Here is a 20,958-nt window from a genome sequence, read left to right as displayed (position 1 = left end):
AGATAAAAATGATGCCCACGACAATTCTCACGTACCGCTCTGAAATTATTTCCATTTTCGGCTTCTCGGCCTGCGAAGGTGCCGAAGGCGAGAGGTGTCCAGCGGAGCGCACCCAACTTTGCAAGGGCCGTCGCGTGCCGACCGAAGCCCCCGGTCATCAAGTCATGGGCTGGCTCAGTAGTGGGACGGGGCAGCTCAGCCGAGCTACCACCAGACCGGGTTAGTCCACGCGCACCGGCCTTCGCGATCGACCACCACGACCCGGGCGTAGCCGCCGGGCCTTATCGTCTCCAGCGGCAGCGTCACGCGCGTGAGGCCATCGCCAAGCTCCTGCTTGGCCCGCGAGCCGCGGCCGAGCACCATCACCACGCTGGCAGGTGAGCACGCCACTTCGACCGAGTCTTCGCCATACACAACGCTCTCGATCACCGGCCCCTGGCTGGAATAGTACGCCCCCGCCTTCAGACTCCCAAGCAGCGCCTCCGGCTCGTTGGCGGACGCCTTGACCATCACAAAGCCGCCAAAGAAATCGCGGCAATGAAAATGCGCGTCATCGACCGCGCAGATATTGATGCGGCGGCCGGCGGCATGAAGCTGATCGATCAGCGCGCCGCCGTCGCCGCGGTCGGTGCGGACATGGCTGGTGTGATTGTAGATCTCGGCCGCATGCGCGCCCTCGATGGTGTCGGCATCCGCCTTGGTCAGCGCGTACCAGCCGGGATGGGCGATGGCGAGGAAGGCGCCGGCCTCCAGGCATCGCCGCGCCAGCGCCGGCGCGTGTTCGTCCGCCGGAGTCTGCGCAAACTCTTCCGGCAGGCCGACCGCCAGCAGATGCCAGAGTTCGCCGAGCGACGTCGCGGGAGCATGCACCTCCGCGCCCAAAATGGTCGTGAAGCGGTTGGTACGATAGCGCCGTGTATCAACGATGGGGAATCCGTACTTGCCGAGGAAATGATCGGTCAGCGAGAGGAAGTCGTAACCGGCGTCCCGATAGGCCTCACAGACCGCCTCCGGCGACAGGGCGCCGTCGGAACGGTTGGAATGCGTGTGAATGTTTCCCTTGAAGAAACGGCCGGGCACGGCGAAGGCTGGGTCGACAGGCAAGCGGGGCTCCCAAGGGTGAGGCAAGCAGGATGCTTACGCGCCGTTATTGACCGGAGGATGAACCCGCCGGAACGGCAATCAGGCCGCCGCCTCGATCTCGACCACGATTTTGCCGGTCGTCACCTGCTCGCCCTCCGAAACATCGATGGCGGAAACCGTGCCCGCGACACCGGCCGTGTGGACGTGCTCCATCTTCATCGCCTCCAGCATCATCACCGGCTGGCCGGCCGCGACCTTCTCGCCCGGCTTGACCAGCACCGCGACGACGCGGCCGTTCATTGCGGCGCGAACCTTGCCGTCGCCACCAGCGGCTGCCGCAGTCTCCGGCGGCGCGAGCGTCAGATCGCGGACGGAAAGCGTTAGGCCCGTGTGGAGGACATACAGCCGATTGTCCTGCCGCAGAAACCTTGCGCTCTCTATCAGGCCATTGCTGCGGAAGCGGATGGTGTCGCGGCCAAGTTCCTCGATCTCGAAACGGCGCTCGTCGCCGTTGCGGCCCGTGACATAGGTGCCGTCGCGCTCGCGCACGATCTCGATCTCATGGATATGCCCGCCAAGATCGACACGAAGCGCCAGCGGAAATGTTGCGGCGAGCGAGCGGCCGGCGCGCCATGGCGGCGAATGTGGATTGGTCACGTAGAGCAGCAGCGCCGCCAGCGCGACTTCCGCGTTCTGATTGGCACGCGGCGCCAGCAGCTTGTCGCTGTTCTCTGCGATGAAGGCCGTCGTCGCCTCCCCCTTCGCAAAGACAGGATGGCGCAGGCAATCGATCAGAAATCCCTGATTGGTGGTGACGCCGAACGCAACCGTTTGCTCAAGCCCGCAAATCAACCGGCCACGCGCCTCATCGCGGCTGGCACCGTGGCTGATGATCTTCGCAATCATCGAATCGTAGAACGGCGGAATTTCGGAACCGGATTGCAATGCGTGCTCGACGCGAACTCCCTCCGGCATCCGCCACAGCGCCATGGTGCCGGATTGCGGCATAAAATCATGGCTCGCGTCCTCCGAGCAGAGCCGGACCTCGATGGCATGGCCGGAGAATGTGATGTCGTCCTGCTTCAGCCCAAGCGGCTCTCCGCTGGCGATGCGCAGTTGCAGCTCGACCAGATCGAGCCCGGTGATCGCTTCCGTCACGGGATGCTCGACCTGAAGGCGCGTGTTCATTTCCATGAAATAGAACTGGCCGCTGCCGTCGAGCAGGAATTCGAGCGTGCCGGCGCCTTCATAGCCAATCGCCTTCACCGCCTCCACGGCCACCGCCCCCATCCGCGCGCGCAGTTCCGGCGACACCGCCGGCGACGGAGCTTCCTCGATCAGCTTCTGATGCCGCCGCTGTACCGAGCAATCGCGCTCGCCGAGATGGATGGCGTTGCCGTAACGGTCGCCGAACACCTGGATTTCAATGTGGCGAGGATTCACGATAGCTCGTTCAAGGATGACGGTGGCGTCGCCAAACGCGCCCTGCGCTTCCGAGCGCGCGCTGCGCAGCGCGTCGGGAAGAGCCGCAGCCTCGTGAACGAGCCGCATGCCGCGGCCGCCGCCGCCGGCGACCGCCTTGATCATCACGGGAAAACCGATCTTCTTCGCTTCCGCCAGCATCGCGGCGTCGCTCTGGTCGGCGCCCTGATAGCCGGGCACGACCGGCACGCCGGCCTTCTGCATGATCGCCTTGGCGCCGGCCTTGTGGCCCATCGCCTTGATCGCTTCAGGAGAAGGCCCGATGAAGACGAGACCGGCATCGCGGCAGGCTTTTGCAAAATCCTCGTTCTCGGCGAGAAAACCGTAGCCGGGATGCACCGCACTGGCGCCGCTGGCCTTTGCCGCCGCAATGATCGCATCGATGCGGAGATAGGATTGCGCCGGCAGCGCCTCGCCGATGTGAACGGCGGTATCGGCCTCGCGCACATGCAAGCTCTCGCGGTCGGCATCCGAATAGACGGCGACGACGCCATAGCCGAGCCGCCGCGCGGTGCGCATGATGCGCAGCGCGATCTCGCCACGGTTGGCGATCAGGATCTTGAAAAACGATGTCCGTCTCGCCCCCATCCAGACCTACCCTGCCTTGGCCGTGCGCGCCGGCTCTTCGCCTGCGAGCGGGACAAGCCCGAGTTGCGCAAACAGGCGGGCATCCGCGGCCGCGCCGGCATTGCCTGATGTCAGCAGGCGATCGCCCGTGAAAATCGAATTGGCGCCCGCCATGAAGCACAGCGCCTGCGTCGAGGCGGACATGCTCTCGCGCCCGGCCGACAGGCGAACCATGGAGCGCGGCATCGTGATCCGCGCCACTGCGACCGTCCGCACAAATTCGATATCGTCGATCCGCGCCTCGGCTGCCGCCTGCACGCGGTCGCCGAGCACGGTACCCTTGATCGGCACCAGCGCATTGACCGGCACGCTCTCAGGGTGTTGCGGCAGCGTCGCGAGCGCGTGGATGAAGCCGACGCGATCGGCGCGGCTCTCGCCCATGCCGACGATGCCGCCGCAGCATACGGAGATTCCCGACGCGCGCACCCGCTCCAGCGTATCCAGCCGGTCCTGGAACGTCCGCGTCGAGATGACGTTGCCGTAGTTCTCGGGACTGGTGTCGATGTTGTGATTGTAATAATCAAGCCCGGCTTCCTTCAGCCGGCGCGTCTGGTCGTCGGTCAGCATGCCGAGCGTCATGCAGGTTTCGAGCCCGAGCGCGCGAACGCCCCTGACCATCTCGACCACCTTGTCCATGTCGCGATCCTTGGGCTCGCGCCAGGCCGCGCCCATGCAGAAGCGCTGGCTGCCGGCCGCCCTCGCTTCTGCCGCCGCGCTCAGCACGTCGGCGACATCCATCAGCTTGCCGGCATTGAGACCCGACTTGTGATGGACCGATTGCGAGCAGTAGCCGCAATCCTCGGGGCAGCCGCCGGTCTTGACCGACAGCAGCGTGCAGAGCTGAACCTCGCCCGCCGCATGCCATTTCCGGTGGGTCTCTTGCGCTCGCCACATCAGTTCGAGGAACGGCAGGTCGAACAGTGTCGCGATCTCGCTTCGCGTCCAGTCGGTTCGCAAGGTATCGGATTCGGTTGCGGTATGATCATGCAGAGTCATCGGATGCTCGTTTGCTTCGCGGCCGGCCGGCGCGGGAGGGAGGGGCCGCTGTGAAGCACAGGAACGCCTGCTCTGCAAATCACCTTTCATGGCCGCGCCACCGAGAACTGCATGCGCTGCGGATTGCGCGCCTCGGCCTCCCGGCAGATTGCCAGCACCTCGGAGAGCACGGCGCGGGTGTCGCGCGGATCGATCACGCCGTCATCGAGCACGCGCGCGCTGGTGGCGAACACGTCCATCTGGCCCTCGAACACGCCCGATATCTGCGCCTTCATCGCCTCCAGCTTTTCCTTCTCGATCGGCTTGCCGCGTCGCGCGGCGGCGGCTTCCGTCACGATCGCCATGGTCTCGGCCGCCTGCTCGCCGCCCATCACCGCGGTCTTCGCGTTGGGCCATGAAAAACAGAAGCGCGGGTGAAAGCCGCGGCCGCACATGCCGTAATTGCCGGCGCCGAACGACGCGCCGCAATAGATCGTGATCTGCGGCACGGTCGCCGACGTCACCGCCTGAATCATTTTCGAGCCGTGCTTGATCATGCCGGCCTCTTCATAGGCCTTGCCGACCATGTAGCCGGTGGTGTTGTTCATGTAGAGCAGCGGCGTGCGCGACTGGCAGCAGGCCTGGATGAAGTGGGTCGCCTTGTTGGCGCCGGGAACGTCGAGCGGACCGTTATTGGTGATGATGCCGATCGCCTGCCCTTCGATGCGGGCGTGGCCGCAGACCGTGGCCGGGCCGTAATTGGGACTGAACTCCAGAAAATCGGAATCGTCCACGAAGCGCGCGATCGCCTGGCGCATATCGACGGGACGCTTGTGGTCCATCGGCATGATGCCGAGCAGCTCTTCCGCGTCATAGCGCGGCGGGCGAAAATTGCCCTGCTCCGCCTTTGGCCGGTCCCATTCCATATTGACCATGATGTCGCGCGCGATCCGCAGCGCATCGCGGTCGTCCTCGGCGAGGTAGTCGCCGAGGCCGGAGATCGAGGTGTGCATCTCGGCGCCGCCGAGCTCTTCCTCGGTTGCGATCTCGCCGGTGGCGGCTTTCAGCAACGGCGGCCCGGCCAGGAATGCACGGGTACGTCCGCGCACCATCACGATGTAATCGGACAGGCCCGTCTGATACGCCCCGCCCGCGGTGGATGAGCCGTGCGTCACCGTCACGACAGGCAAACCCGCCGCCGACAGCCGTGCCAGATTACGAAAGATGTTGCCGCCCCTGATAAAATCCTCGACGCGGTAGCGCAAGAGATTGGCGCCGGCGCTTTCGACCAGTTGCACGTAAGGCAGCTTGTTCTCCAGCGCCAGTTCCTGCACCCGCAGCGTCTTGTCGAGGCCGTAGGGTTGTAGCGCGCCGGCATCGATGCCGGCATCGTTGGCGCTGACCATGCAGCGGATGCCGGCGACAAAGCCTATGCCGGCGATTCCGCCGCCGCCCGGAATGCTCTTGTCGGCATCCGGCACGTCGAACATGTAGCCGGCCAGCGTCATCAATTCGAGGAACGGCGAGCCGGGATCGAGCACCAGCGCGACGCGCTCGCGCGGCAGCAATTGCCCGCGCTTGTGAAAACGGTCCTTGGCCGCGGCCGAGGCGGCGCGGGTGCGCTCTTCCAGCATGCGCAGCCGCGCGATCAGCGCCAGCATGCCGTCGCGATTGGCCTTGTAGGCCGCGCTGCCGGTGGCGATGGTGTTTTCGATGATGGCCATGGATTAGTGCCCTCGTCCCGCACCACCGTCATTGCGAGGAGCCACCGGGTCGGCGCAACGCGCCGCCCGATGACAGGCTCCGCGACGAAGCAATCCAGCTTTCTTGTCGCGGCGGCAAAGGAAGCTGGATTGCTTCGCTTCGCTCGCAATGACGGTAGGACGGGTCAATGCCTGGTCCCAAAAATCTGCCGCGCTTCGGCCGGCGATGCAATTGAACGGCCGGCGTTGCGGGCGCAAGTCGCGATGGCCTCGATCAACTGGCCGTTGGAGGTCACCTTTCGGCCGTCGCCGAGATAGAACGTATCTTCAAGTCCGGTGCGCAGATGGCCGCCGAGATCGGCGCAGCGCTGATGCAGCGGCCAGATTTCGCCGCGGCCGATCGCGGTGACCTGGAAGCGCCCTTCGGGCCGCTTGAGCTTGATGAGGATCGGCAGCAAATCGGGATCGGCCGGCATGCCGGAGGCGACGCCCATCACGAAATTGTATTCCAGCGGCCCCGAATACATGCCGGTCTGCACATACATCCCGACCGAGCGCACGATGCCGACGTCAAAGCATTCGAACTCCGGAATGGTGCCGGCGTCCTTCATGGCGTCGAGAAAGTCCTGCACCTTCTCGACCGAATTGTCGAACATCATCGGCGGCCAGGCCCAGGTGTTGTCGGCCTTCACCTTGAGATAATTGAGCGAGCCGGCGTTGCAGGCGGCGATCTCGGGCTTTGTCTCGCGCACGCAGGCGAGCGGACCTTCGTAATGCGGCCCTGATGTCCCGGTGGTGTGGTTGATGATCACGCCCGGACAGGCTTCGCGGATCGCCTGCTGGATTTCCTTGCTGACCGCAACCTCCCACGACGGCAGATGTCCCTTGCCCGGCGCCTGCTGGCGCAGATGGACATGCATCACGCTGGCGCCGGCATCGAACGCGGCTTTTGCCTCGCGCGCCATCTGCTCAGGGGTAACGGGAACGTTGTGCTGTTTCGGGTCAGTCAGCACGCCGTTCAGCGCGCAGGTGATGACGGCCTTGTCGCTCATGGAGGGCTTTCATTTCTGCGCATGATCTTGTTCGGAAAACCGGTACCCACTTTTCCGGATCACGCGAAGCTTTCGATCGCGCGAGTGTGCGTTGCGCCTCAACTGGCTTCTTGCGTCAACGCGCTATCGCCTGATGTGCGCATGCTGCGGTAGATCGCCAGATCCCGCGAGCCGGAAAAGATCGCGCGCGGCTTCAAGCCGTAGAAGCGGCGGATCGAGTGGCTGAAATGGGTGGAGTCGGGATAGCCGATGTCCTGCGCCAGATGCGCCAGGTTGATGTCCTGGTTGGCGTAGTGCAGGAGATGCCGCGCCCGCTTCCAGGCGCGGAACGAGCGGAAGGAGATGCCGGTCTCTTCCTTGAACAGATGCAGGAAGCGCGAGGACGAGAGCCCTGCTTCCGTCGCGCAGCTTGCCGCCGTGACCGGCTCGCCCGAAAATCGGCCGATCTGCACGATCGCGCGGGCCACGCGCGGATCGAGCGCGCGGCGCGGCAAGGCTTCGCCGAGGCACATGACGTCGAATTCGGCGCTGGTGATATCGTCGCCATATTGGCGCTCGCGGAGCAGCGTGTAGGCGGCGCGAATGCGTGCGGCGAAGATATCCGCTTCCGGTCCCGACAATCGCTTTGCCAGTTCCTCGAACGTGCCGGCTTGAACGCTTTCGGGCTCGATCACCACGCAGATCGCGGAACGATGATCGCTGGCGATGGTGTGCCGGACATTCGGCATGACAGGCAGCAGCTCGCCATGGCGGTCTCCGCTTTCCGAAGTGGTGAGCCACAGCCCGCCCTTGACCGAGACATAGATGTTGAATGCGCCCTGGCAGCGCTCGCGCGGACGTCCGAGCAGCCCGGCGTAAAACACCCGCTCGGGCGTGATCAGCATCAAATGGCCGGATTCGCTCGTCTTCGCGTCCATGGTTCGTCCCTCCCGCGCGGCTCTTTTCTGGCCGCTGCGACGAGGTCACCATAGCGCAAAATCGGGGTCTGTCACGGACGGCAAAAGCCCATTTCGAGGTATGCCAGAGCGCGATAAATCACGCCCGGACGCGCGGCGCGACATTCTGCTCGACGCCGGCCTTGCGCTCAGCGGCGACCGCCCGCTTGAAACCGTCGCGCTGCTGTAGCCGGGCCCAATAGGCCGCAACATTCGGCCCGAAATCCTTTGCCAGGCCAATGTTTTCGGCAAGCCGCAAGGCGTAGCCAATGACGATGTCGGCGGCGGTGAAGCGGCCGGCGCACAGCGTCTCGGAACCCGCGGTCGCGGCTTCCACCGCCCGCAAGCGGCCGAGGAACCATTTTGCGTAATCGCTGGCGACCTGCGGGTTGCGGCGCTCCTCCGGCTCGAGCTGGCTGTAGCGGAGCACCAGCGTCTGCGGAAAGGTCAGCGTCGCATCGGAAAAATACATCCAGTTGAGAAACGCGCCATAGGCGGCCTCGTCCTGCCCGACGATCAGCGGCGTCGGGCCGTATTTGGTGCCGAGGTAATAGCAGATGCCGGATGACTCCGTCATCCTGGTCTCGCCGTCGATCATGAACGGAATGGTGCCGAGCGGATTGAGGGCGAGATACTCCTTCGCGAACACCCGCGGCGGAAACGGCAGCATCTTCAGCTCATACGGCAGCCCGAGCTCTTCCAGCATCCAGAGCGGACGGAACGAGCGCGCGGCGTCGCAGTGATACAGCGTGATCATCAGGCGTTTCCCTTTTCTTTCCGCACCCACCAACCTCATCCTGAGGAGCACGCGTTAGCGTGCGTCTCGAAGGATGGCCGCAGGCACCATCGGCCTTCATCCTTCGAGACGCGGCCAAGAGGCCGCTCCTCAGGATGAGGATCAACCACTATTGCTTCTTCTTCGCACCCGGCAGGATACCCATCATCTTGCAAAGCACCATCAGCATCACCTCGTCGGCGCCACCACCGATCGAGGTCAGGCGGAAATCGCGATAGGCGCGGCTGACGCGCGTTTCATTCATGAACCCCATGCCGCCCCAATATTGCAGGCAGGCGTCGGTGACTTCGCGCCCCAACCGCCCGGCCTTCAGTTTTGCCATGCTGGCAAGCTTCGTCACATCCTCGCCCGCGACCAGCGCCTCGGCGGCGCGGTAGATCAGCGAGCGCAGCAGCTCGACCTCGGTCTGCATCTCCGCCAGCTTGAAATGCACGACCTGGTTGTCGAGAATGGTGCCGCCAAATGCCTTGCGGTTGCCGGTGTACTCGATGGTCTCGTCGATGATGAATTCCAGCGCCTTCAGGCAGGAGGCCGCGCCCCACAGCCGCTCTTCCTGGAACTGGATCATCTGGTAGGTAAAGCCATTGCCCTCCTCGCCGATGCGGTTGCGCCTGGGCACGCGCACATTGTCGAAATAGATCTGCGCGGTGTCGGACGAGCGCATGCCGAGCTTGTCGAGTTTTCGGGCGATCTGCACGCCCTTGCTCTTCATGGGCACGCAGATCAGCGACTTGTTGCGGTGAGCCGGCCCGTCGCTGGTATTGGCGAGCAGGCAGATCCAGTCGGCCTGCGTGCCGTTGGTGATCCACATCTTACCGCCGTTGATGACGTAGTCGTCGCCATCGGCGCGCGCCTGCGTCTTGATCGAGGCGACGTCGGAACCCGCGCCCGGCTCGGAGACGCCGATGCAGGCGACCTGATCGCCCGAGATCGCCGGAGCCAGGAATTCGCGCCGCACTTCGTCGGAGCCGAACCGCGCCAGCGCGGGCGTTGCCATGTCGGTCTGCACCCCGATCGCCATCGGCACGCCGCCGCAAGTGATGGCGCCGAGTTCTTCCGCCATCATCAGCGCGTAAGAGTAGTCGAGCCCCTGGCCTCCGAACTCCACCGGCTTGTTGAGGCCGAGGAAACCGAGATCGCCGAGTTTCTTGAACAGCTCATGCGCGGGGAAGATGTCGGCCTTCTCCCATTCGTCGACATGCGGATTGATTTCCGCGGCGATGAATTTTTGCAACGCGCGGCGCGGTTCGTCATGGTCGGCGGTGAAGAGCATTTTTCTATCTATCCTTCGTCATTCCGGGATGCGCCCTCTTGGGCGCAGGCCCGGAATCCATACTCCCGATGGTGGTTATGGATTCCGGGCTCGCGCTTCGCGCGCCCCGGAATGACGCCAAGGTGGTGGACATTCATCACAACCCCATCTGCCGCGACGCCAGATCCTTCATGATCTCCTCCGTGCCGCCGCCGATGGCGTTGACCTTCACTTCCCGATAAATGCGCTCGACCTTGACGCCGCGCATGAAGCCAGCGCCGCCGAAAATCTGCACGGCCTCGGACGCGCAGAACGCCATGGTTTGCGTCGCCTGGTTCTTCATCATGCAGATTTCGGCCACGGGATTTTCGCCCTGTCCGAGCCGCCAGGCCAGCAATTCCAGCATCGACTGGCTGGCCGCGACCTTCTGCGCCATGTCCACGATCTTGTGGCGGATCACCTGGTGCTGGGAGATCGGCTTGCCAAAGGTCCTGCGCTCCTTGGCGTAGGCGATGGCTTCCTCGACGCAGACGCGGGCATAGGCCGTGCAGCTTGCCGCCATGCCCATGCGCTCGCTGTTGAAATTGTGCATGATGATCTTGAAGCCCTGCCCTTCCTCGCCGATCAGGTTTTCGGCCGGCACGCGGCATTCGTCGAAATGCAGCGTCGCGGTATCGGAGGCCCACCAGCCCATCTTCTTCAGCTTGGTGCGCGACAGGCCGGGCGTATCGCCCTCGATCAGCAAGAGGCTGACGCCGCCGGCGCCCTCGCCGCCGGTGCGCACGGCGACCGTGAGATAATCGGCGCGCACGCCCGAGGTGATGAAGGTCTTCTCGCCGCTGACGACATAATGATCGCCGTCGCGCCGCGCCTTGGTGCGCAGGTTCGCGACATCGGAGCCGCCGCTCGGCTCGGTGATCGCGAGCGCTGATATCTTCTGACCCGACAACACCTGCGGCAGCACCCGCGCCTTCACCTCCGGCCGGGCAGCGCGCGCAATCGGCGGCGAGCCGATGGTGTGGCTCATCAGGCTGGACGAAACGCCGCCGGCCCCGGCGCGCGCCAGCTCCTGCGAAGCCACGATCTTCATGAACTGGTCGGCGGGAACGCCGCCATATTCCTCAGGGAAGCCGAGGCCGAGCAGGCCGATCTCGGCAGCCTTCGCATAAAGCGACCGCGGAAATTCGCCGGCTTCGTCCCATTCGCTGGCATAGGGCTCGATCTCGCGCGCAACGAAGCGGCGCATCACGTCGCGGAACGCTTCGTGGTCCGCCGTGTAGAACGGGCTTTGCGCCTTCGTGCGCTCCAGCATGGTATCCTCCCAAGAGGCTTAGAAAGGCATTTAACGTTGCCTTGATTTGGTGGCGGCTCACTTGCGTTAAGCCGCTGGCACAAGCCCGCTTCATTCCGTCATCATCGCACGGATGCGGCCGCAATGTCGCGCCAGCCTGTCAACACAAGACCGGTTCCGCACGCCTCCCTTAGCCTTTCCGGAAAAGAACCAGCATACATCGGCAATCAGCCGGGGAGGATACGCCGTGATCCGATCGCGCCAGCTCGCCTTTTCTGCCCTGCTTTCCCTCAGCCTGTGCGCGCCGGTGGCAGCGCAGCAGCCCGGCATCACCGACACCGAGATCAAGTTCGGCAATATCATGCCCTATAGCGGCCCGGCCTCGGCGCTATCAGTCACCGGCAAGGCGTTTTCCGGCTATTTCGACATGGTCAACGAAAAGGGCGGCGTCAACGGGCGCAAGCTCAACATGATCTCGCTCGACGACGGTTTTTCGCCGCCCAAGACGGTGGAAGCGACGCGCCGGCTGGTCGAGAACGACAACGTCGCCTTCATGTTCGGCACCATGGGCACCGCGCCAAGCTCGGCCACCGCAAAATATCTCAACGGCGCAAAGGTGCCGCACCTGTTCCTGATCAGCTCGGCCTCGAAATGGAACGACCCGCAGAACCAGCCCTGGCTGATGGCGCTGCCGTGGGCGCCGAATTATGTCGAGGAAGCCGGCATCGAGGTGCGCTTTGCGCTGTCGAAAAATCCCAACGCGAAGTTTGCGATCCTTTACCAGAACGACGACGCCGGAAAGGATTATCTCGCCGGCGTGAAGAAGGCGCTCGGCGCGGATGCCGACAAGAAGATCGCGATGGCCACGAGCTTCGAGGTCGCCGATCCCACGGTGGATTCGCAGATCCTCACGCTCGCCAACACCAAGGCCGATGTCTTCCTGATCTACAGCGTGACGCCGCGCGCCTGCGCGCAGGCGATCCGGAAAGCACATGAGACCGGCTGGCGGCCGATGCGCTTCATCTCCTCGGGCTGCGCCAACAAGGAGACGGTGATGGTGCCGGCGGGCCTCGACGCCGCGACCGGCATCATGTCGGTCGGCTCGCTGAAGCCGTACTCGGCCGACTCCAGGGATCCGGACCTGATCGCCTATCGCGATTTCATGAAGGCGCGGGTGCCCAATGTCGACCCCGCGAACTTCGCCGCCGGCTATGGCTACATGGTGGCACAGGCGCTGGTGGTGGTGCTGGAGCAGTGCAAGAACGACCTGAGCCGCAACAACATTATGAAGCAGGCGGCAAACCTGAAAGACGTGTCGCTGCCGCTGCTGATGCCCGGCGTCAAGCTCAACACCTCACCGACCGACTACCGCCCGATCAAGGACGGCTACATGGTCGAGTTCCGCGACAACCAGTTCGTGGTGATCAGCGAGTTGCTAAGGGGATCGTGAGGGGCGCTTCCGTCGCAGCCCGTAGGATGGGTAGAGCGAAGCGAAACCCATCATGCTCGCAGGTCCTGGCGATGGGTTTCGCTGCGCTCTACCCATCCTACGAATGGCGCCCCACCCACCGACCTCATCCTGAGGAGCCGCAAAGCGGCGTCTCGAAGGATGGCCGCGGGGGAGATTCGGGCCTGCATGGTTCGAGACGGCGCTTGCGCGCCTCCTCACCATGAGGGGAGAGACGTACGGCAAAACAACCCGGCGGGCAATTTTCGACTTCCGATTTTCCGAATTTTTCTTGACAGCACCCCCAAATCAGCGATATACCCGGCTCGTCCCGACCCGGGTACGAGGGGCGTTTCGCGATCGTCACAAGCGCGGGACGGGATGCGGTGGACGCGGATGCGCCTTTGACGAATGGCGCCAGACGCGTACGGCGAAGTCGTGTGGATCTGACGCCGCGATGCTGGCGTCAAGCTTGCGGGAGGTGTCCTGCGGGTGACGGTGACAACAAGCCCGCTCCGCCGGGATGAGCACGAAGTAAGCCGTAAAGCCATTGCGCAGGGGATGTCGGAATGCCTCCGCTCACCTGTATGCTCGTGTGCGCCTTTTTTTGCTTGCGCATCAGGCGCACGAGACCTCGGGTGCAGCGTGCACCCGGCATTCCCTGCGCCCTCTCTTCGAAGAGGGACAACGAATTTTGGAAAACTCGGACGCTCGATGCGTCGCGAGAACGCTGCCACATACTCACCCGTCATCATCCGCGAAGGCGGATGATCCAGTATTCCAGAGGCCGCAGTGATAGGACCGACAAGCCGCGGCGTACTGGATCCCCGCCGGAGCCTGTCATCGGGCGGCCATTCGGCCGACCCGTTGGCGGGGATGACGGTGGAGAGAGACCTGACGCCGCAGAGTCGCCGAGCCAGGTTCACAACCACTCAACGCAAGACGATATCGCGATTCGACCGCCTCATTCGACATAGCGTAAAGTGAAGCCGATACCAGGCGGCGCAAGAACCGCGAGACATCAGGAGGCAACCTTGTCCGTCCGCTACTACGACTGGATCGCCCATTTCAGCCGCCGCACGCCGGACAAGATCGCATTGATCGATCTGGCAAGCGGACGCCGCTTCTCCTATGCGCAGCTCGACGCCCGTGTCTCGCGGCTCGCCACGCATCTGCGCGACCGGTTCAGGATCGCGCGCGGCGACCGGGTCGCGGTGCTGGCGCTGAACACGACAGATACGCTGGAGGTACAATTCGCCTGCTTCCGGCTGGGCGCCGTCTTCCTGCCGCTGAACAACCGGCTGACCGTTCCCGAGTTGCAGTTCATCGTCGGCGACGCATCGCCGAAAGTGATGATCCATGACAGCGATCTCGCCGAGACCGCGCTGACGGTGGCAAGACTCTGCAACGTCTCCGCCTCGCTGCTGTTCGGGGCCGGCGGCTCCTATGAGGCGGCGATTGCAGATGCAAGGCCGTTGGAACAATTCGAGGACGTCAGCCTCGATGACATCTCGACCATCATGTACACCTCGGGCACCACGGGCCTGCCCAAGGGCGCGATCATCACCCACGGCATGACGTTCTGGAACTGCGTCAATCTCGGCGGACCCGCTTATATCTCACCAAGCTCGGTGCTGCTCACCGTGCTGCCGCTGTTCCACACCGGCGGGCTGAATTGCTACACCAACCCCGTGCTGCATGCCGGCGGCACCGTCTACATCATGCGCGCCTTCGATCCCGCTCTCGCACTTCAATTGATCAGCGATCCTGCGCAGGGCATCAACGTGTTCTTCGGCGTGCCCTCGATCTACCAGTTCATGGCGCAGCATCCTGCCTTCGCGACATCCGACTTCAGCCGCCTCGTGATCGGCGGCGTCGGCGGCGCGCCGATGCCGGTGCCGCTATTGAGAGTGTGGGAAGCGCGTGGCGTCGCCCTGCAACAGGGTTACGGCATGACCGAGACATCGCCGTCGGTGATGGTGCTCGACAAGGAAGATGCGGGACGCAAGGCTGGCTCCTCCGGCAAGCCGGTGCTGCATACGGAAGTGCGGATCGTGCGGCCCGACGGCACGGATGCCGCGGTCGGCGAACTCGGCGAGCTCTGGGTCAAGGGGCCGAACGTCACGCCCGGCTACTGGAACCGGCCGGACGCCAACCAGTCATCCTTCACCGACGGCTGGCTGCACACCGGCGATGCCTCGCGGATCGATGAAGACGGCTTTTACTACATCGTCGACCGCTGGAAGGACATGTACATTTCCGGCGGCGAGAACGTCTATCCCGCCGAGGTCGAGAGCGTACTGCATCAGCTCACCGCCGTTGCGGAGGCCGCCATCATCGGCGTGCCCAATGAGCAATGGGGCGAGGTCGGCATGGCGATCGTCGCGGTCAAGCCGGGCCAAACGCTGACGCCGTCAGAGATTCACGCGCACTGCGCCGCCAATCTCGCAAAGTTCAAATGCCCGCGGCTGATCGAGTTCGTCGATGCCCTGCCGCGTAACGCGACGGGCAAGATCCACAAGCCGACGTTGCGGAAGCAGTTCAACGTGTCGAAGCCGACGGACGCGAGCGCGGCGGCGTCGTGAGCCACCGCTCTCTCCACGTCATTGCGAGCGAAGCGAAGCGACGAAGCAATCCATCTATCCCTTTGCCGCACTATGGATTGCTTCGCTCCGCTCGCAATGACGGGGATAGAGCGCGCACTTCATTGGCACCGCGATCGTAGCGCCGCCTCAGCCGTACGCGAACGCACTGTCATCGAGATCAATCGCCGGAATCTCGTCCTTCTCGGCCCAGTAATCCTGCGTATGCGACCACTCCGCCTTGTCACCACGCTTCGGCAACAGATGCATGTGGCGTAGCATGTAGCCGGGATTGAAATTCTCTTCATCGATCCACGGCAGTTTTGGCATGTTGTCGTCCTGCACGCGCAGTGTCGGCACCACGCGCCTGACGCCCTTGTCCTTCATATGCGCCAGCATGCGGCAGACGAAATCGGCGACGAGATCGGTGCGCAGGGTCCAGCTCGCGCGGAAATAGCCGAACACCCAGGCCATGTTGGGAACGCCGGTGAACATCATGCCGCGATAGGTGACGGTGTCGGAAAAATCGAGCGGCTTGCCGTCGATCTCGAAGGCGATGTCGCCGAGGATACAGAGGTTGAAGCCGGTGGCGGTCACGATGATGTCGGCCTCGAGCTCCTGCCCCGACTTGAGCAGGATGCCCTTCTCGGTGAAGCGGTCGATATGGTCGGTGACGACGGAAGCCTTGCCGTCCTTGATCGCCTGGAACAGGTCGGCGTCCGGCACGAAGGCAATGCGCTGGCGCCACGGCCGATAGCTCGGCGTAAAGTGCTTGTCGACGTCATAACCTTCCGGCAGCACCGCGCGAACGGCGCCGAGCAGTTCCTTCTTCACCGCGTCCGGCTCGCTGAAGGAGCGCTTGGTGAACCAGTCCTGCTCGAACAAAATCTTCCGGCGCACGATCTCGTGGATCCATTCCTCCTTGACCTGCAACCGGCGCAGCTCTTCAGCGAGCTCGATCGCGTTGCGGCCGGTGCGGAAATAGGTCGGCGAACGCTGGAGCATGGTGACATGCTCGCATTTCAGGTTCGGAATCAGCGTCGCGGCGGTGGCGCCGGAGCCGATCACGACGATCCTCTTGCCCTCGGTGACGAGATCTTCCGGCCAGGTCTGTGGATGGACGATCTGGCCCTTGAATTTGTCCATGCCGGGCCATTCGGGCGTGTAGCCTTCGGAATGGCGATAATAACCCTGACACATCCAGAGGAAGTTTGCGGTGAACTGCAGCGCGTCGCCGGTGACCTTGTTGACGACGTCGACGGTCCAGAGATTGGTCTCGCTCGACCAGCTCGCCGAGTTGATATGGTGGTTGTAGCGGATATGCCCAGCGAGTTCGTTCTCCTCGATCACTTCGCCCATATAGGCGAGGATTTCCGCGGCGGTCGCGATCGGCGGGCCCTTCCACGGCTTGAAGCTGTAGCCGAAGGTGTGCAGGTCGCTGTCGGAGCGGATGCCCGGATATTTGTGCGTCCACCAGGTGCCGCCAAAGGTCTCCTGCTCTTCCAGCACCACGAAGCTGGTTCCCGGCATCTGCTTCGTCAGATGATAGGCGCTGCCGACGCCGGAGATGCCGGCGCCGACGATCAGCACGTCGAAATGCTCGACTTTCTGCGCGGCGGAAATCGTGCGGGAAGGCGCGGTGACGTTCATGCGTTTCAATCTTTGTTTGAACGGTGAAGCCTTGCTCGCAAATTTTGTAGCGATCAATCACAGATCACACAAGATCAATCACGGATCACACAGGACGCATGGCGCTGCGCCAAACCTAGAGGGCAGCACCCCATTGCCGCGCCGTCTGCGCTATCCAGTCGCGATAGAGCGTCAGCGGCGTCACGCCGGTCATGCCGCCGCAGCCCGCGCTGCCGTTCGGCCCGGTGGACCAGCTCACGACACCGACGATGACGGGGCCGTTCGGCTTGTCCTCAAACACAGGCGCGCCGGAATCGCCGGTGCAGGCGCCGAGTCCATCGCGCGTGCCCTGTCCGACGGGATCGACAAGACGGATTTGCAGCGTGCCCGGCCTGCCCGTGGCGACCAGGCCGGCGACGCGGATGGTGCCGCCGCTCTTGCCGTCGCCGCGCAAGGTGACGCCGATGCCGGCGATGGTGAAGCGGCCGCCAACCGCAATCGGGATATTTGGCATGCCAAGCGCGGCCGGGATTTTTGCCTTCGCCGGCGCATCGAGCTGCAACAGCGCGACGTCGGCGGTGGCGCGGTGCGCGAGCATCGCATCCATCTTGAAGGCGGGATGGATGGCGACGCTGCGCAGCGTCTGCAAGACAGGCTGGCCCGAGCTGCTGTCCACGAGCCGGTATTCCGCACCCGGCTGCACGCAATGCGCCGCCGTCAGCACGATCCTTGGCGCGATCAATGCGCCGGTGCAGAAATTGCCGCGCGATCCGATGATGGTGACGACGGAACGCGCGACGCCCTCGGTGGACGGCGCGCCGCCGCCGACGATGGCGTGCGCCGGTGCGGCGGACAGCAGTGCAGCGGCAACAACAAATGGCTTTGCGTATTTCATGCGGCAGAAATAGCCGGTCGCGCTCATGCCGCCAAGCGTCCGAAAGACTGGCTTGCACGGGATTTCCGTGTTAGCCGCACGCCAACGAATTTTTCGAACCGGCAGGGTGGAATGATCGAAGCGGTGATCTGGGATTTTGGCGGGGTACTGACCTCTTCGCCGTTCGAGGCGTTCGCGCGGTTCGAGCGCGAGCGCGGTCTGCCCGCCGACATCATCCGCCGCACCAACGCCGCCAATCATCTGGAAAATGCCTGGGCAAAATTCGAGCGCGCCGAGGTCGATATCGAGGCGTTCGACCAGTTGTTCGCCGACGAGTCGCGGGCGCTCGGCGCCGAAGTCCGCGGCAAGGACGTGCTGCCGCTCTTGTCCGGCGACATCCGGCCGGAAATGGTCGAAGCGCTCAAGCGCATCAAGCAGAAGCACAAGACCGGCTGCATCACCAACAACCTGCCGGCCAACGCCATCGGCAGTGCCACCGGCCGCTCGCTCTACATCGCCGAAGTGATGGTGCTGTTCGACCACGTCATCGAGTCCGCCAAGATCGGCTTGCGGAAACCCGATCTGCGCATCTACCAGATGATGGTCGAGACGCTAAAGGTCGATCCGAAAAACTGCGTCTATCTTGACGATCTCGGCGTCAACCTGAAGCCGGCGCGTGGCATGGGCATGACGACGATCAAGGTGCTGAGCGCATCGCAGGCGCTGGAGGAGCTGGAGGCGGCGACGGGAATGGCGCTGCGCTAGCATGCTCGATACGCGCTGGCGCATGCCAAAACGTCAGCCCGGGCGACCCAATCGGCGCTTGTCCTTTGCCGGGAACGCAGGCAGAACAATTGTAACCCGATACCCATCCGGAGCTGAACATCGTGGCTGAGAACCGGCCTGCGGCCTCGATCGAGGCAGTCGAAAGCGGCCTTGCGGCGCAGGGCTACATCGCGAGCCGGCAGATCGCGACCGCGGTCTATCTCGCCCAGCAAATCGAAAAGCCGATCCTGGTCGAGGGTCCTGCCGGCGTCGGCAAGACCGAACTTGCAAAAGCGATCGCGGCCTGGCGCGGCCAGAAGCTGATCCGTCTGCAGTGCTACGAAGGGCTGGACGAAGCCAAGGCGCTGTATGAGTGGAAATACGCCAAGCAATTGCTCTACACGCAGATCCTGAAGGACAAGCTCGGCGAAGTGCTGGGGGGAGCCGCGACGCTGCATGCCGCGCTCGATCAACTGCACGATTTCGGCGACGTGTTCTTCTCCAAGGAGTTCGTCGAGCCGCGGCCATTGTTGCAGGCGCTGGAGCAGCCGGCGGGGTGCGTGCTGCTGATCGACGAGATCGACAAGTCGGACGCGGAATTCGAATCGCTGCTGCTGGAAATCCTCAGCGATTTCCAGGTCACCATTCCCGAGCTTGGCACCGTCTCGGCGGTGGCGCCGCCGACGGTGATCCTGACCTCCAACAGCGAGCGCGACCTTGGCGATGCGCTGAAGCGGCGCTGCCTGCATCTGCATATCGGCTTTCCCGAGCAGAGACTGGAAGAGCGCATCGTCGAGAGCCGCGTGCCCGGCATCTCGCAGGTGCTGCGCAAGCAGATGGTCGGCTTCATCCATGAGGTCCGCACCCTGGACCTGAAAAAACTGCCGTCGGTGAGCGAGACCATCGACTGGGCGCGCGTGCTGGTGTTGCTCCAGGCTTCCGAACTCGGCCATGAGATCGTCACGGATACGCTCAACGTGCTCCTGAAATACGAGGCCGATATCGAGACAACTCAGCCTCAAATCAGCACCTTCATCGCCAAGGCTGCGCGTCAAAACGTCTTCGGTTGACATGGGATGAGAGAAAACCTGCATCGCTTCTTTCGGGCGGCGCGGGGAGCCGGGGTCCGGCTCTCGCCCGCCGAAAGCATCGATGCGATGCGGGCGGTCTCGAAAGTCGGCATCGACGATCGCGCCATCCTGCGCGACACCTTCCTGCTGACACTCGCCAAGACGCAGGAGGAGAAGCGCGCGCTCGGCGACTGCTTTGACCTGTTCTTCAGCCAGCCCGAGCCGCCGCCGTCCGCGCCGGACAACGACAACACCGATGAGAATGAGGAGACCGGCGAAGCGCCGCAGGGCGGCGGTCAACCGGCCGAAGGCGGCGCCGACGCTCAGCCGACCGAGGGTCTCGGCGCGTTGGCCCAGATGCTGCTCTCGCAGGACCGCAATGCGATTGCAGCGGCGATCGCGAACGCAGCCAACGCGGCGTCCCTGTCGAACATTCGCTACTTCACCCAGCGCGGCATCTTTTCCACCCGCATCCTCGACCAGATGGGGATTCAGCGGCTGCGCGACGACCTCGACAATCTGACCGCGTCAAATCCCGGGCTGGCCGAGCGGCTGGCGGCCGCCACCGACGGCCTGCGCGATGCGGTGCGCGAAACCGTCTCGCAGGCGCTGCTTCTCTACGGCCGCGAGGAAGCCGAGAATTTGCGCAACGAAATCCTGCGCAACGCCCCGCTGGCGCGGATCGAGCCGCGGCAGGTCGAGCAGATGCGCGCGCTGATCCGCCAGATCGCGCGCCGCCTGCGCGAGCGCTACTCCAAGCCGCGCAAGCGCCAGCGCCGCGGCCATCTCGACGTCCGCCGGACGCTCCGGCGCAATGCGGCCTGGGGCGGCGTGCCCTTCCTCACCGCATGGAAACGAAAACATCGCGACCGGCCAAAGATCGTGGCGCTGTGCGACGTATCCGGCTCGGTCGCGCGGGTATCCGACTTTTTCCTGCTGCTGATCCACAGCCTGCACGAAGTGGTCGACGACGTCCGCTCCTTTGCCTTCTCCGGCCACCTGATCGAAGTCAGCGACATCCTCGAGAAGAAATCGCCGGAAGCGGCGATGGCCGAGATCATGTCGAAGGTCGGCTTCGGCTCTTCCGATTACGGCTCTTCGCTCGCCGATTTCGAGGACGAATGGATGAACGCGATCACGCCACAGACCACGGTGATCGTGCTCGGCGATGCCCGCAGCAACAATCTCGATCCGCGCGCCGATATTTTGCGGCGGATCAGCGAGCGCTCAAAACGGCTGGTGTGGCTCAATCCCGAGGGGCGCATGGCCTGGGGCTTTGGCGATTCCGAGATGCCGCGCTATGCGACCTTCTGCTCCGTCGTGCGCCAATGCGCCACCGCAAAGCAGCTCGAGCGCGCGGTGTCGGATATCGTCGCGACGTATCAGTAGCGGGCG

Annotated in this window: 16 protein-coding genes; 5 read left to right on the top strand and 11 right to left on the bottom strand. The window is 63.9% G+C overall.

Going from position 1 to position 20,958, the window contains the following annotated elements; translation table 11 throughout:
• Positions 1–204: 204 nt before the first annotated feature.
• The 9 genes from JQ628_RS18560 to JQ628_RS18520 all read right to left on the bottom strand — a co-directional run bounded on the left by JQ628_RS18560 (position 205) and on the right by JQ628_RS18520 (position 11,217).
• Positions 205–1,104, bottom strand: coding sequence for a PHP domain-containing protein (locus JQ628_RS18560; RefSeq protein WP_212224338.1), 900 nt, complete (start codon positions 1,102–1,104; stop codon positions 205–207).
• Positions 1,105–1,182: 78 nt separating this feature from the next.
• Entirely contained in the window at positions 1,183–3,153 is a 1,971-nt protein-coding gene (locus JQ628_RS18555) for an acetyl/propionyl/methylcrotonyl-CoA carboxylase subunit alpha (protein ID WP_212224336.1), read from the bottom strand.
• Positions 3,154–3,159: 6 nt separating this feature from the next.
• On the bottom strand, positions 3,160–4,188 hold the full coding sequence (gene bioB / locus JQ628_RS18550; protein WP_212224335.1) for a biotin synthase BioB: 1,029 nt from the start codon (positions 4,186–4,188) through the stop codon (positions 3,160–3,162).
• Between the two features lie 86 nt (positions 4,189–4,274).
• Positions 4,275–5,891: an acyl-CoA carboxylase subunit beta gene (locus JQ628_RS18545; protein WP_212224334.1), complete on the bottom strand. Its 1,617-nt coding sequence runs from the start codon at positions 5,889–5,891 to the stop codon at positions 4,275–4,277.
• A 164-nt stretch (positions 5,892–6,055) separates the two neighbouring features.
• A complete protein-coding gene (locus JQ628_RS18540) occupies positions 6,056–6,922 on the bottom strand; it encodes a 3-keto-5-aminohexanoate cleavage protein (protein ID WP_212224333.1) in 867 nt (288 codons plus the stop codon).
• Between the two features lie 98 nt (positions 6,923–7,020).
• The gene (locus JQ628_RS18535; RefSeq protein ID WP_212224332.1) at positions 7,021–7,839 is read right to left on the bottom strand and encodes an AraC family transcriptional regulator; all 819 of its coding nucleotides are present in this window, start codon (positions 7,837–7,839) and stop codon (positions 7,021–7,023) included.
• A 118-nt stretch (positions 7,840–7,957) separates the two neighbouring features.
• Positions 7,958–8,614, bottom strand: a complete 657-nt coding sequence (locus JQ628_RS18530) for a glutathione S-transferase family protein (RefSeq protein WP_212224330.1) — start codon at positions 8,612–8,614, stop codon at positions 7,958–7,960.
• A 148-nt stretch (positions 8,615–8,762) separates the two neighbouring features.
• The gene (locus JQ628_RS18525) at positions 8,763–9,926 is read right to left on the bottom strand and encodes an acyl-CoA dehydrogenase family protein (protein ID WP_212224328.1); all 1,164 of its coding nucleotides are present in this window, start codon (positions 9,924–9,926) and stop codon (positions 8,763–8,765) included.
• A 136-nt stretch (positions 9,927–10,062) separates the two neighbouring features.
• On the bottom strand, positions 10,063–11,217 hold the full coding sequence (locus tag JQ628_RS18520) for an acyl-CoA dehydrogenase family protein (RefSeq protein ID WP_212224326.1): 1,155 nt from the start codon (positions 11,215–11,217) through the stop codon (positions 10,063–10,065).
• 229 nt (positions 11,218–11,446) lie between these two features.
• Here JQ628_RS18520 and JQ628_RS18515 point away from each other — a divergent pair, with 229 nt between their 5' ends.
• Together JQ628_RS18515 and JQ628_RS18510 are read left to right on the top strand one after the other, a co-directional pair.
• Entirely contained in the window at positions 11,447–12,646 is a 1,200-nt protein-coding gene (locus JQ628_RS18515; protein WP_349628089.1) for an ABC transporter substrate-binding protein, read from the top strand.
• A gap of 1,031 nt (positions 12,647–13,677) precedes the next feature.
• Positions 13,678–15,228, top strand: a complete 1,551-nt coding sequence (locus JQ628_RS18510; protein ID WP_212224322.1) for an acyl-CoA synthetase — start codon at positions 13,678–13,680, stop codon at positions 15,226–15,228.
• Between the two features lie 147 nt (positions 15,229–15,375).
• Here the strand turns inward: JQ628_RS18510 and JQ628_RS18505 are convergent, their stop codons facing one another.
• Complete coding sequence (locus JQ628_RS18505; RefSeq protein WP_212224320.1) at positions 15,376–16,875, bottom strand: flavin-containing monooxygenase; 1,500 nt, start codon at positions 16,873–16,875, stop codon at positions 15,376–15,378.
• 115 nt (positions 16,876–16,990) lie between these two features.
• Positions 16,991–17,776, bottom strand: coding sequence for a S1 family peptidase (locus tag JQ628_RS18500; RefSeq protein ID WP_249128073.1), 786 nt, complete (start codon positions 17,774–17,776; stop codon positions 16,991–16,993).
• 84 nt (positions 17,777–17,860) lie between these two features.
• On the opposite strand from JQ628_RS18500, the gene JQ628_RS18495 reads away from it, so the two are divergent.
• The 3 genes from JQ628_RS18495 to JQ628_RS18485 all read left to right on the top strand — a co-directional run bounded on the left by JQ628_RS18495 (position 17,861) and on the right by JQ628_RS18485 (position 20,952).
• Complete coding sequence (locus tag JQ628_RS18495) at positions 17,861–18,493, top strand: HAD-IA family hydrolase (RefSeq protein ID WP_212224318.1); 633 nt, start codon at positions 17,861–17,863, stop codon at positions 18,491–18,493.
• Between the two features lie 122 nt (positions 18,494–18,615).
• The gene (locus JQ628_RS18490; RefSeq protein ID WP_212224316.1) at positions 18,616–19,563 is read left to right on the top strand and encodes an AAA family ATPase; all 948 of its coding nucleotides are present in this window, start codon (positions 18,616–18,618) and stop codon (positions 19,561–19,563) included.
• A gap of 6 nt (positions 19,564–19,569) precedes the next feature.
• On the top strand, positions 19,570–20,952 hold the full coding sequence (locus tag JQ628_RS18485; protein WP_212224314.1) for a vWA domain-containing protein: 1,383 nt from the start codon (positions 19,570–19,572) through the stop codon (positions 20,950–20,952).
• Positions 20,953–20,958: the final 6 nt, after the last annotated feature.

Source organism: Bradyrhizobium lablabi (assembly GCF_018129385.1).
GTDB lineage: Bacteria > Pseudomonadota > Alphaproteobacteria > Rhizobiales > Xanthobacteraceae > Bradyrhizobium > Bradyrhizobium lablabi_C.
Note: the sequence above shows the minus strand (reverse complement) of the source record. Positions and strands in the feature narration are given on the sequence as shown.

Excerpts from the sequence above, each read along its gene's own strand:
- JQ628_RS18555 (WP_212224336.1), bottom strand. The coding sequence starts at position 3,153 with ATGGGGGCGAGACGGACATCGTTTTTCAAGATCCTGATCGCCAACCGT.
- bioB (WP_212224335.1), bottom strand. The coding sequence starts at position 4,188 with ATGACTCTGCATGATCATACCGCAACCGAATCCGATACCTTGCGAACC.
- JQ628_RS18545 (WP_212224334.1), bottom strand. The coding sequence starts at position 5,891 with ATGGCCATCATCGAAAACACCATCGCCACCGGCAGCGCGGCCTACAAG.
- JQ628_RS18540 (WP_212224333.1), bottom strand. The coding sequence starts at position 6,922 with ATGAGCGACAAGGCCGTCATCACCTGCGCGCTGAACGGCGTGCTGACT.
- JQ628_RS18535 (WP_212224332.1), bottom strand. The coding sequence starts at position 7,839 with ATGGACGCGAAGACGAGCGAATCCGGCCATTTGATGCTGATCACGCCC.
- JQ628_RS18530 (WP_212224330.1), bottom strand. The coding sequence starts at position 8,614 with ATGATCACGCTGTATCACTGCGACGCCGCGCGCTCGTTCCGTCCGCTC.
- JQ628_RS18525 (WP_212224328.1), bottom strand. The coding sequence starts at position 9,926 with ATGCTCTTCACCGCCGACCATGACGAACCGCGCCGCGCGTTGCAAAAA.
- JQ628_RS18520 (WP_212224326.1), bottom strand. The coding sequence starts at position 11,217 with ATGCTGGAGCGCACGAAGGCGCAAAGCCCGTTCTACACGGCGGACCAC.
- JQ628_RS18505 (WP_212224320.1), bottom strand. The coding sequence starts at position 16,875 with ATGAACGTCACCGCGCCTTCCCGCACGATTTCCGCCGCGCAGAAAGTC.
- JQ628_RS18500 (WP_249128073.1), bottom strand. The coding sequence starts at position 17,776 with ATGAGCGCGACCGGCTATTTCTGCCGCATGAAATACGCAAAGCCATTT.
- JQ628_RS18495 (WP_212224318.1), top strand. The coding sequence starts at position 17,861 with ATGATCGAAGCGGTGATCTGGGATTTTGGCGGGGTACTGACCTCTTCG.
- JQ628_RS18485 (WP_212224314.1), top strand. The coding sequence starts at position 19,570 with ATGAGAGAAAACCTGCATCGCTTCTTTCGGGCGGCGCGGGGAGCCGGG.